The following is a 13,407-nucleotide window of genomic DNA, read 5'->3' as shown; positions in this document are numbered from 1 at the left end:
GTCGATTCGTCTGCGGCCTATAATATTCCGGTCGTCGTCCGGTTCACCGGAGCGCTCGACGCAGACGCGCTCGGCCGTGCGATCGATGACGTCGTGGCCAGGCACGAGTCGTTGCGGACGGTCTACCCGGAAGTCGACGGCCGTCCGGTACAGCACATTCTCGGGGTGGACACGGTGCGGTCCGTGCTCGTCCCGGTCGACATCTCGCCGGATGCGCTGGCCGGCAGGATCGAACGGGTCGTCTCCACTCGGTTCGATGTCACACGTGAGGTCCCGTTCCTCGTCGAGCTCCTCCGGACGGCGCCGGAGGAGCACGTGCTCGTCGTCGCGGTGCACCACATCTCCGCCGACGGCTACTCGATGGGACCGCTGACCCGGGATCTTGCGGCTTGCTACGTGGCCCGACTCTCCGGTTCGGAACCGCGGCTCCCCGAATTGTCCGTGCAGTACGCGGATTACACGCTGTGGCAGCGCGAGATCCTCGGCGACGAGTCCGACCCCGGCTCGATGTCCTCCCGACAGGTGGATTTCTGGCGTCGCGCCCTCGACGGGATCCCCGACCGGATCGACCTTCCCGCCGATCGCCCGCGGCCGAAGGCGCAGTCGTATCGTGGTGCAAGCGTGGATGTCTCGATCGGTACGGAGGTCCACGCGGCGCTCCGGGCACTTGCGCAGGATCACGGCGCCACGCCGTTCATGGTGGTTCACGCGGCGTTCGCGGTGCTGCTCTCCCGGCTGTCCGGCATGCGCGACATCGTGGTCGGTACTCCCGTCGCGGGACGGAACGACCCGGCACTGGACGACCTCGTCGGAATGTTCGTCAACACCATCGTCTTCCGGGCCGAGGTAGATCTCGTGGAGTCGTTCTCCACGCTGCTCTCCCGGGTCCGGAAGGCGGACCTCGCCGCGTTCGCGCACGCCGATGTGCCGTTCGAGCGTCTCGTCGAGGTGCTCGATCCGGTGCGGTCTCTCGCGCACCATCCGTTGTTCCAGGTCGGATTGTCCTTCCAGAACCTGTCGCGCGCGTATCTCGACCTACCGGGCCTCGAGGCCGAAAGTCTCGCAGCGGAGAGGAACGTCTCCCAATTCGATCTGCACCTGATCCTCGCCGAACGCTACGACGGCGAGGGCGCGGTGGACGGGTTGGCCGGTGTGCTCACCTACGCGACAGATCTCTTCGACGAGTCCACCGCGCAGGCACTCGCGGGCATGTTCGTGCGCCTGGTTCGCGACCTCGTGACCGACCCGACGCGGCCGGTGGGCGACGCACAGATGCTCGACCCCGCGCAACGCACCCGCCTCCTGCACATCTCGGGCGGCAGGCGACACCCGGCCGACGCGCAGACGCTACCGGAGCTCTTCCGCAGAAACGTATCCCGTGTCCGGGAGGCCACCGCGGTGGTCCATCCCGGCGGACGAGCGTCGTACCGGGAATTCGCTGCGCGGGTGAACCGTACGGCGCGCGCACTCGTCGCAGCCGGTGTCGGACCCGAGACCCGGGTGGGACTTCTGATGCCGAACTCTCTCGAGCTCGTCGTCGCGATGTTCGCCGTCTCGACGGCCGGCGGCGCCTACGTTCCCCTCGATCCTTCTCTGCCGCCCGGCCGGATCGAACAGATCGTGGACACCGCCCGTCCCGCGCTCGTTCTCCGTTCGTCGACGACCACCGGCGCAACCCGCACGGTCGATACCCGTGACGCGGTTCTGTTCGACATCGACGACCCGGCGTGGGAAGAGTTGCCGGCGGACGAGTTCACCGATGCGGACCGGATTTCGCCGCTGTCACCCGACAATGCGGCCTACGTGCTGTTCACCTCGGGCTCCACGGGAACACCGAAGGGAGTGGTCGTCCCGCACCGGGCGGTGGTGAACCAGCTGGAATGGATCCGTTCCCGGTTCGGAGCGGACGACCGTGAAGTGGCAGTGCTGCACACACCGCCGACCTTCGATCTGTCGGTGTGGGAGTTCTGGGGTGCGCTCACTTCCGGTGGATGCCTGGTCGTTCCGCCGCCCGGACGGTATCTCGACCCTGCGGCGATGCTGGCCTTGATGGATCGGGAGGAGGTCACCACCTTCCACTCCGTACCGACCATGCTCGATATGCTCACCGCGGCAGCGACCGGCGGATACCCCGCCTCGTTGCGCCGGGTGCTGTCCATCGGGGAAGCGCTGTCGCCCGCCTCGGCCGAGGGATTCCGGAAGTGCTCGGATGCAGTGCTGACGAATCTCTACGGTCCCACCGAAGCGACCGTCTCGGTCACTGCCCACGAGGTGCGGGAGGACGACCGGCATGTCGTTCCGATCGGTGTGCCCGCATGGAACACGACCGTGCGCGTGCTCGACGGGCGCCTGAACCCGGTTCCGGTGGGGGTCGTGGGCGAGCTGTATCTGGGTGGGGTACAGCTCGCGCGCGGATACCTCGGCCGTACGGCGGAGACCGCCGCTCGGTTCGTCGCGGACCCGTTCGGCGACGGAAGGTTGTACCGCACTGGCGATCTCGTGCGGTGGGTGGAGACATCGACGGGCACCGAACTCGAGTATGTGGGACGTCGGGACCAGCAGGTGAAGATCCGCGGTTTCCGGGTCGAACTCGCCGAGATCGAGGATGCGCTGCGTTCGTGCCCGGGGGTGATCACCGCCGCCGCGGCGGTGCAGAAGGATGCGGACCGGGGAGACCGGCTGGTGGCCTTCGTCGTGGCGGACGACGACACCGACCTCGACGTGGAAGCGCTACGACCCGCTCTCACCGAGCGGCTGCCGGGATACATGATTCCGGCAGCGATCGGACTGCTCGACCGACTGCCCCGGGGGACCACCGGAAAACTCGACCGCAACGCTCTTCCCGTTCTGCGGGCCGAATCCTCTCGGTACCGTCCGCCACGGACGGACACCGAAGCAGCTGTCGCGTCGGCATTCGCTCGCACGCTCCGGATCGAGCGAGTGGGACGGGACGACGACTTCTTCGCACTCGGCGGTACGTCGTTGCTCGCGATCGCCGTCAACGGCGAGTTGGCGGCTGCGGTGGGGCACACCGTGCCGGTCGAGTGGATCTTCGACAGTCCTGTGGTCGCCGATCTCGCGGAACGGATCGATCGCACCGACCCGGCCGGCGAGGACGGACGCAGCGCAGCTTTCGACATCGTGCTACCGCTGCGCACACCGGATGCCGATGGTCCACCGGTGTTCTTCGTGCATCCCGTCGTCGGCCTGGCGTGGAGTTTCGCCGGGCTGGCCGAGTATGTGGAGGGCGGACGCCCGGTCTACGGACTGCAGTCGCCGGCACTGTCGGGTGACGCGCCGCTACCCGGGTCCATCGAGGAATGGGCGGCCGTCTACGTCGAAGCCGTTCGTGAAGTCCGGCCCGCCGGTCCGTATCACCTCGTCGGTTGGTCGATGGGTGGCGTCATCGCCCACGAGATGGCGGTCCGGTTGCAGCGTTCGGGATCGATCGTCTCGTCGCTGACCCTCCTCGACGCGCACGTACGGATCGTCCTGACCGATCGGGTCGATCCGGCGGAGGTCGCGATGGCAGGCCTGATCGGGACCGGGCAGGATGGCGACACACCGCCCGCGGGTGTGTTTCGTTTCACAAACAACCCGGCCGACGGCAACGGGCCGGCGCCCGGGTCGCTTCCCCTCGACGGAATTCTGCGCGGCATAACCCACTCGTTCGAGGTGCTCGAAGGTCACACACCGGGCCTGTTCGACGGGAACATGTTGTTCGTCGAAGCCGGGAAATCCTCCCGCCGGGAACAGCCTTCGCTGCGGGAGTGGGATCCGTTCGTCACCGGTCGCGTGGTGCGGCACGTCGTGGACGTCGATCACTGGGGCATCACCTCCGATGAAGGATGCCGTGAGATCGGGCCCGTTCTGGCGAAGTTCACCTCCGGTGAGAATGTCCGAATTGCCCAGTCGGGCAACCGGGGAGACGGAGTCGGTTCGTCCGTTCGGGTGGAGCCGTAGCCCGGCCTGTGCCAGACTCGATCACGATCGGCAGGTGTGGACCGGTAGTCGGGGACCAGTCCACACGGATGCTCGATCGATGGGCGCCGCGAACTCTCGCGACGTCTGGTTCTGCGTACCCCCGGCGAGATCGGGGAGGGCATGACCACCAGTGCAATCGGGCCGGAATCGAGTCCGGCGGTGTCCGCAGACGCTCACCGACAGCGCGGTTCTCGCCGGTGGAAGCACCGTCTACGCCGTCGTCCCGCCACCGCACTTCTCCCGCATCTGCTGGCCGCGGCGGTCGAGCGCGATCCTTCCGGTATCGCGATGGTCTCCGAATCGGGATCGACGACCTACGCGGAACTCGACGCCGCCTCGTCACGTCTGGCGCGACTGCTGATCGGCCGTGGTATCGGCCCCGAGGACGTCGTAGCGCTGGCTTTCGTCCGGTCGCCGGAATCGGTGGTCGCCACGTGGGCAGTCGCCAAGACGGGCGCGGCCTTCGTTCCCGTCGACCCCACATACCCGCCCGATCGGGTCGAGCACATGGTGATCGACTCCGGCGCTGTTACCGGACTGACCCTTTCGGACACCGCTTCCTCGTTGCCGGAGACCGTCGAGTGGCTGCGGATCGATGCACCGGACGTGTCGTCCGAAGCGGAGGCGCTGCCCTCGACCCCGGTGGGCTTCGACGAGCGACGCGGTCCGCTGCGACCGGACAACGCCGCCTACGTCATCTACACGTCCGGTTCGACCGGACGGCCCAAGGGTGTGGTCGTCACCCACACCGGTCTCGCGAACTTCTGTGCGGAGCAGGTCGAACGCTACGGCCTGACGGCCGATTCGCGCACCCTGCACTTCGCGTCGCCGAGTTTCGACGCTTCCGTACTCGAACTGCTCCTGGCGGTCGGGGCGTCGTCGACCATGGTCGTGACGCCGCGCTCGGTCTTCGGTGGTGGCGAATTCGCAGAATTCGTTCTGCGACACGGTGTCACCCACGCCTTCGTCACTCCGGCCGCGTTGTCCTCGGTGGACCCGTCGGGGCTCGGCGTGCTGAACACGGTCGTCGTAGGTGGTGAGGCATGCCCGCCCGAACTGGTGACGCGATGGGCTCCCGGACGCCGATTCTTCAACGGCTACGGCCCCACCGAGACGACGATCATGTCGAACATCTCCGACGAACTCGCTCCCGGCGACCGGGTGACGATCGGGCCCCCGATCCGCAACGTGTCCGAGTCCGTGCTGGACTCGCGTCTGCATCCGGTTCCCGCAGGTGTCGTGGGGGAACTGTACGTCTCGGGTCCGGGCGTGGCCCGCGGCTATCACGGACGTCCCGGATTGACGGCGACACGATTCGTCGCTGCCGCCGGAGGCGCCCGGATGTACCGCACCGGCGACGTCGTACGCGGACCCGAAAGCGCCGATGCGGGCATCGTCTACGTGGGCCGCAACGACTTCCAGGTGAAGGTGCGCGGTTTCCGCATCGAACTCGGGGAGATCGACGCGGCGCTGTCGTCCTTCCCCGGAGTGGATTTCGCCGTCACCCTCGGCCGTCCGACACCTGCCGGGGAGACACGCCTCGTGGCGTACGTGCACGGGGCCGGTGCGGCGCTCGATGCGGATGTCCTCACCCGCCACGTCGCAGACCTGCTTCCGGCGTACATGGTTCCCGCAGCCGTCGTCGTCCTCGACCGGATTCCCCTCACCCCGTCCGGCAAGGTCGACCGCGCCGCCCTGCCGGAACCCGGGATCACGGCCACCGAGTTCCGTTCCCCCGCGACGGTATCGGAACGGGCGATCGCCGAGGTGTTCGCCGACGTGCTCGGGGTGGACCGGGTCGGGCTCGACGACAACTTCTTCGATCTCGGCGGCAACTCGCTGCTCGCGACCTCCGTCACCGGTCGTCTCCGGACACGGCTCGGAGTCACGGTCGGTGCCGCGGCGCTGTTCGAGGAACCGACCGTCGCGGGACTCGCGTGCCGCCTCGACGCCACCTCGTCCGGCGGAACGGTGCCGCTCGTCGCACGGCCCAGACCCGCATGCCTGCCGCTGTCCTACGCCCAGCAGCGCATGTGGTTCCTCAACCGCCTCGATCCCGAGTCCGCCGTCTACAACATTCCGCTGGCGGTCCGGCTCGCGGGCACCCTCGACATCGACGCGATGCGTACGGCGTTCGCCGACATCGTCGAACGCCACGAGACCCTGCGCACGGTCTACCCGGAGGTCGACGGTACCGGGGAACAGCGCATCCTCGAACCCGGGAGGGTCACGGTCGACGTGCCGGTGGAGCAGATTCCGGCAGAGGCACTGGTCGAGCGGCTCGCGGCCGTCGCCGGACGTGGTTTCGACGTGACCGCGGAGGTGCCGGTCCGCGCGCACCTGTTCGAGACCGGAACCGACGACCACGTGCTCATGCTCGTGATGCACCACATCGCCGGTGACGGCACGTCGCTCGCGCCGCTCGTGCGCGATCTCGTGACCGCGTACACCGCCCGAGCCGAAGGCCGTTCGCCGGCGTGGACGCCGCTGCCGGTGCAGTACGCCGACTACACGCTGTGGCAGCGCGAGGTCCTCGGCAGCGACGACGATCCCGGGTCCGTCGCCGGCCGGCAACTGGCGTACTGGACCGAAGCGCTCGCCGGTATCCCCGACCACCTCGACCTCGCCACCGACCACGTCCGCCCCGCCATCCTCGGCTCGGGTGGCGGCACCGTGCGCACCGAACTCGACGGCGACACCTACGAGTCGATCACCGCGCTGGCACGCCGCACCGGGACGACGCCGTTCATGGTCGTCCACGCCGCGCTCGCGGCGCTGCTGGCGCGACTGTCGAACACCCACGATGTGGTGATCGGGACGCCCGTCGCGGGTCGATCGGCACCCGAGCTCGACGACCTCGTGGGCATGTTCGTCAACATGCTCGCCCTGCGCACCGACGTCGACCTCGGCGCGTCCTTCACCGAACTGCTCGACCAGGCGCGCCGGGTGGACATCGCGGCCTTCGACCACGCCGACGTCCCGTTCGAGCGGCTCGTGGAGGTGCTCGACCCGGTTCGGTCGCCGGCGCGCCATCCCCTCTTCCAAGTGGGCCTGTCGTACCACAATTTCACCCTCGACGCGCTCGAGTTGCCGGGCCTGCGGGTCGAACCGCTCGACGCCTCGTCCTCGTCGGTCCGGTTCGACCTCCACGTCACGATCGTCGACCGCGGCGTGAACGGCGGACCCGGCGGGTTCGACATCGAATTCGGTTACGCCACCGACCTGTTCGACGAGTCGTCCGTCCGCCGCATGGTCGACCGCTATCTGCGGATCCTGTCGGTCGTCGCCGACGACGCGGACGTCGTGGTCGGCGACATCGACCTGCACGATCCCGACCAGCTCGCCGCCATGCTCGAAGCATGGGAGGCCGAGCAGGTCGCGGTGGGCCCCGGCCGGACCCTCGCCGACCTGTTCGCCGACCAGGTCCGCGCAACACCGTCGGCCTGCGCGCTCGTCGATGCGAAGGGCGAACTCACCTACGGTGAATTCGCCACGCGGGTACGCCGTCTCGCACGGATGCTGATCGAACACGGAGTCGGTCCCGAGACGGTCGTCGCCCTCCCCATCCGGCGTTCGATCGATCTCGTCGTCGCGATGTATGCCGTCGTCGAGGCCGGCGGAGCGTACCTGCCGCTCGACCCCGACCATCCCCGTGAGCGTATCGAGTACATCGTGGAGTCGGCCGACCCGGCGTGTGTGCTCACCACCGGCCGCGACCGGATCGACCTCCCCGGTGACCGCCCGACGATCGAGGTCGACACGGTCGATCTCGCCGCGTACGACGGTCGCGCCCTGCGGAACTCCGACCGTCTCGCCCCCCTGCGCGCCGGGAACGCGGCGTATGTGATCTACACGTCGGGCTCGACCGGCCGTCCGAAGGGAGTCGTCGTCTCGCACGAGGCGATCGTCAATCAGCTGGTCTGGAAGAAGAACGAGTACCGGCTCGGCGAGGGGGACGCGGTCCTCCTCAAGACCGCCGCGACCTTCGACCTGTCGGTGTGGGAGTTCTGGTCGGCGCCCACCTCGGGTGCGAAACTCGTCGTCGCGTCGCCCGACGGACACCGTGACCCCGCCTACCTCAACGAGTTGATCCGCCGCGAGAACGTGACGACCCTGCACGTCGTCCCCTCGATGCTCGATGCGCTGCTCGACGACGCAGAAGGACAACTGCCGGGTTCGCTGCGGCGCGTCCTGGCGATCGGCGAGGTACTTCCGATCGACACCGCGGAACGCACCCTCGAGCACTCCGACACGGACCTCGTCAACCTCTACGGTCCGACCGAGGCGGCGGTCTCGGTGACGGCCCACCGTGTCACCGAGACGGCGGAAACATCCGTGCCCATCGGGGGACCGATCCCCAACACGCAGGTGTTCGTCCTCGACGACCGCCTGCATCCGGTGCCGCCGGGTGTCGCGGGAGAGCTGTATCTCGCCGGTGCCCAGCTCGCTCGCGGTTACCTCGGACGTCCCGAGCTCACCTCCGAACGGTTCGTGGCGAACCCGTTCGGTGCACCCGGTACGCGTCTGTACCGCACCGGCGACGTCGTGCGCTGGCGGTTCGACGAGGACGGGCTGTCGGGCACGCTCGAATACCTCGATCGCGCCGACTTCCAGGTGAAGGTGCGTGGTTTCCGCATCGAACTGGGGGAGATCGAATCGGCGTTGCGTGCGCTTCCGCAGGTTCGTGACGCCGTCGTCACCGTGCAGAACGGCGATCGGATCGTGGCATTCGTGGTTCCCGTCGCCGAATCCCCGGACATCGCGTCGATCCGCGCCGCGCTGACCCGGACCCTGCCGTCCTACATGGTCCCCCAGGGCTTCGTCACGCTCGACGTGCTGCCGCTCAACGTCAACGGCAAGGTCGACCGCAAGGCCCTTCCGGAAGCGGAGGTCGCCTCGGCGCCGTATCGCGCCCCGCGCAGCAGCACGGAGACGGTCGTCGCCTCGATCTACGCGGAAGTGCTCGGTACCCGGGACCGCGTGGGTCTCGACGACGACTTCTTCGGAATCGGGGGCAACTCGCTCAGCGCCGTGAAGGTCGCCGCACGCCTGCGGGACGTCCTCGACGCCCACGTCGAGTTGCCGTGGCTCTTCCTGCATCCGGGCGTCGAGGAGCTCGCCGCCCGGATCGATGCGCACGGCGACTCGGCGCGAGACGCACTCGGTGACGCAGGCCTGGATCTCGTTCTACCCCTGCGTACCGGTGGGGAGGGTGCGCCGGTGTTCTGCATCCATCCCGTGACGGGACTCGCATGGGGTTTCGCCGGTCTCGTCCCGTATCTGGGCGACCGTCCCGTCTACGGCCTGCAGTCGCCCGCCCTCGGGGCGAGTGGCGCTCTCCCCTCGAGCATCGATGCGTGGGCGGACGAGTACGCCGCGCGTATCCGGGAGATCCACCCGCACGGCCCCTACCATCTCGTCGGCTGGTCGATGGGAGGCATCCTCGCCCAGGCCGTCGCGGTACGACTGCGCCGCGCCGGGCAGGAGGTTCCGACCCTCGCGCTGCTCGACGCCTACCCGGAGGCACGAGGCGCTGCGGCTCCGGAGCGGGCGACCGCACCCACCGTCGCCGAGGTCCTCGGTTTCGGCGGGGACGTCCCGGAGGCCTCGGTGCCCTTCACCGAGCTCACCCCCGAGAACGCGCAGAAGATCGTCGAGGGTCTACCGGCCCCGTTCGACGTACTCACCCCGGAGCGGATCGCACGGATCGTCGAGGGTGTGCGTCACTCCTACACTCTCCTCGCGTCGCATCGACCCGAGGTCTACGACGGGGACCTGACGGTCTTCGTCGCCGAGGCCGATCGCTCCGCGTCATCCGCGGAGACGTGGTATCCGTTCGTGAACGGACTGGTGACCACGCGCGAGGTCCCCGTCTCCCACTGGGACCTCGCCACCCGGAAGGCCTGGGCCGTGATCGGTCCCGCCCTCGGCAGACGGCTCGATTAGGGGCGCTGACCGGCAAGAATTCGATATCTCTGCCGCATGGGGCGAACCGTCGAGGGTCGCCCCATGCGGGCGTGCCCGAGGCTCGCCGTAACATGACGCCTTGCCCCGCGATGCTCTAATGGGGCAACTGACCACCCGGTAACAACGGGTGGTCGCGGCCGAAACGGGACGTTCGAGGGAATCGGTACCAGTGGTGAGTGAGTTCTCGCGCGAGGTCGGCGGGCAGCAGGGGGACGAGGCGCGGACGAACCTCGACGGCGTCCGGAACGCCGATCCGGCTCGGACGGACCGCGGCAGCCGGCCCCGTCGGCGCCCTGCCCGGCGGCGCGGACCGCGTGCCGTGCTCCTTCCGCAGTTGCTCGCGGCTGCCGTGGAACGAGACCCGGCGGCCACGGCCGTGGTCTTCGGCGACCGTTCCCTGACCTACGCCGAACTCGACGCCGCGTCGTCGCGAACGGCTCGTCTCCTGATGAACCGGGGGATCGGCCCCGAGGACGTGGTCGCGGTATCGCTCGCCCGTTCGATCGAGTCCGTGCTCGCGGTGTGGTCGGTCGCCAAGTCGGGCGCGGCATTCGTTCCCGTCGACCCGAACTATCCGGCAGACCGCATCGAGTTCATGATCGCCGACTCCGGTGCACGCCTGGGTCTGACCCGAGCGGCCTCCGTTGCCGCGCTGCCCGAGACCGTCGACTGGATCGCGCTCGACGATCCGCAGACGATCACCGATGCCGAGGCTCTGCCGTCCGCTCCCGTGAGCTTCGACGAGCGGGTGCTGCCACTGCGGGCCGAGAACCCGGCCTATGTCATCTACACCTCGGGTTCGACGGGCCGGCCGAAGGGCGTGCCCGTCACCCACACCGGCCTCGACGACCTCGCGCAGGAAGTCGCGGCACGCTTCGATCTGACACCGCAGTCGCGCGTACTGCACGTGGCGTCGCCGAGCTTCGACGCGTCGGTCTTCGAATGGGTGATGACGATCTCCGTCGGCGCGACCATGGTCGTCGCCCCGCCCACCGTGTTCGGTGGGGACGAGCTCGCCGAACTGCTACGCCGCGAGCGCGTGACGCACGCCGTGATCACCCCGGCCGTGCTGACCTCGATCGATCCGAGCACTCTGACCGATCTGGAGATGGTGCTCTCCGCTGGTGAGGCATGTCCGCCGGATGTCGTGGAGCGCTGGGCACCCGGGCGCCGATTCTTCAACGGTTACGGACCGACCGAGTCGACGATCATGACGCACTGCAGCGGGCCGCTCGAGCCGGGACGGCCCGTGACGATCGGTACGCCGGTGCGCAATCTGAGCGCGGCCGTCCTCGATGCCCGCCTGAATCCGGTCGCTCCCGGCGTGGCCGGTGAACTGTACGTGTCCGGGACGGCTCTGGCCAGAGGCTATCGGGGACGCCCCGGTCTGACCGCAGAACGATTCGTCGCAGGACCGGGCGGTACCCGGCTCTACCGCACCGGCGATCTCGTCCGTACCTCCCGCGGCACGAACGACGAATTGATCTATCTGGGACGCAACGACTTCCAGGTCAAGATCCGCGGTTTCCGAGTCGAACTCGGAGAGATAGACGCAGCGCTCGCCGCCTGTGACGGAGTCGATTTCGCGATGACGGTCGGTCGCGAGACGCCGGCGGGTCAGGCGCAGTTGGTGTCCTACCTGCACTCCTCGGAGGGGGTGGGGATCGACACCCGCGTGATTACCGAAGAGATATCGAACGTTCTTCCGTCGCATATGGTTCCGTCGGTGATCGTCGTACTGGACGAGATCCCGCTGACGCCGTCCGGCAAGGTCGATCGCGCGGCGCTGCCGGACCCCGACCCGGTGACCGTCGAGTTCCGCCCGCCTGTCACGGATACCGAGATCGCTGTCGCCGAGGAGTTCGCGACGCTGCTCGGCCTGGAACGGGTGGGTCTCGACGACGACTTCTTCGATCTCGGTGGCAACTCGCTCGTGGCGACCCGGGTGGCGGCCCGGCTCGGTGAACGCCTCGACACCCGTGTGCCGGCCCGACTGTTGTTCGAGGGCTCGACCGTGGCTGCGCTCGCCGCGCTGATCGAACCCCTCGGCACCGGCGGCCGTATCCCGCTCACCGCCGGTACGCGGCCCGAGACGATTCCGCTGTCGCTCGCCCAGCAACGGATGTGGTTCCTCAGCCGGTTCGACACCGGCTCGGCAGCGAACAACATCCCCGTCGCGCTCCGGTTGCGCGGGGCGCTCGACGTCGACGCACTCCGCGCGGCGATCGCCGACCTCGTGGATCGGCACGAAACGCTCCGCACCGTCTACCCCGATCGCGACGGGGTGGGCAGTCAGGTGATCCTTCCCCCGTCGGCGGCCACCCCGACGGTGCGTGTCGAGGACGTCCCGGTCTCCGAAGTGGAGAACCGCGTCCTGCGCACCGTGTCGGCCGGTTTCGACGTGACGACGGAGGTGCCGCTGCGGCTCGAACTCCTGCGGGTCGCGCCCGACGAGCACGTCCTGGTCATCGTCGTCCACCACATCGCCGCAGACGGGGCGTCCACCGAACCGTTCGTACGCGACCTCGTCACCGCCTACCTCGCCCGCACCGCCGGAGTGGTCCCCGGGTGGCAACCGCTCGCCGTGCAGTACGCCGACTACACCCTGTGGCAGCGTGCGGTGCTCGGCTCCGAGGACGATCCCGATTCTCCGGTGGCGAAGGAGATCGCGTACTGGACGTCCGTTCTCGCCGACCTACCGGACCGGCTCGAACTCCCTACGGACCGGCCCCGGCCGGTCGAGGCGTCGGGCCGCGGCGCCACCGTCGATTTCGAGATCGATCCGGCACTGCACGCGGCCGTCGCCGAACTCGGCCGGGCAGCGGGATGTTCGCCGTTCATGGTCGTCCACGCAGCCTTCGCGGTGTTGTTGTCGAGGATCTCGGGCGCACGCGACATCGCGATCGGCACACCCGTCGCCGGGCGTGGCGAACAGGCCCTCGACGACCTCATCGGCATGTTCGTCAACACCCTTGTGCTGCGCACCGACATCACGCCCGACTTGACCTGCGCCGAGCTCCTGCACCGGGTCCGCGATACCGACATCGACGCATTCGCGCACGCCGATCTGCCGTTCGAGCGGCTCGTGGAGATCCTCGATCCGGTCCGCTCCGCGGGGCACCACCCGCTCTTCCAGGTCGCCCTGTTCTTCCAGAACATGGCGCAGCCCGAACTCGCGCTGCGCGATCTCGAGCTCGTACCGGTGGATCTCGGCGGAAGCATCGCCAAGTTCGATCTCCAGCTCACGGTGACCCCCCGGGAGGTGGACGGGCGCCCCGCCGGAATCGGAGCCCAGTTCACCTACGCCACCGATCTTTTCGACGACTCGACCGTTCGCACCCTGGCGGAGCGCCTGGTATCGGTGCTCGGAGCTTTCGCGAGCGACGCCGACATCCCGGTCGGGGAGATCGACCTGCTGACCCCGCACGAGCGTCATGCACTCACCGTCGGGGTCAA

General features: G+C 68.6%; 3 protein-coding genes. All 3 read left to right on the top strand.

What is annotated here, in order from left to right; genetic code table 11:
• On the top strand, nucleotides 1-3,963 hold a 3,963-nt coding region (locus tag R1101_RS26045), incomplete at its 5' end, for a non-ribosomal peptide synthetase (protein ID WP_016932742.1).
• 141 nt (nucleotides 3,964-4,104) lie between these two features.
• Nucleotides 4,105-9,930 (top strand): amino acid adenylation domain-containing protein, encoded by a 5,826-nt coding sequence (locus R1101_RS0106985; RefSeq protein ID WP_016932741.1) that lies wholly within the window; start codon nucleotides 4,105-4,107, stop codon nucleotides 9,928-9,930.
• 193 nt (nucleotides 9,931-10,123) lie between these two features.
• The coding region (locus R1101_RS26040) for an amino acid adenylation domain-containing protein (RefSeq protein WP_332306995.1) at nucleotides 10,124-13,407 on the top strand (3,284 nt) is incomplete at its 3' end.

Origin of the sequence: Rhodococcus sp. R1101, from assembly GCF_000278445.1 — a bacterium.
GTDB classification, from domain to species: domain Bacteria; phylum Actinomycetota; class Actinomycetes; order Mycobacteriales; family Mycobacteriaceae; genus Rhodococcus; species Rhodococcus gordoniae.
This window is presented reverse-complemented; position numbering and strand designations above follow the sequence as displayed.

Coding starts and splice junctions, on each gene's coding strand:
- R1101_RS0106985 (WP_016932741.1), top strand. CDS start 4,105: ATGACCACCAGTGCAATCGGGCCGGAATCGAGTCCGGCGGTGTCCGCA.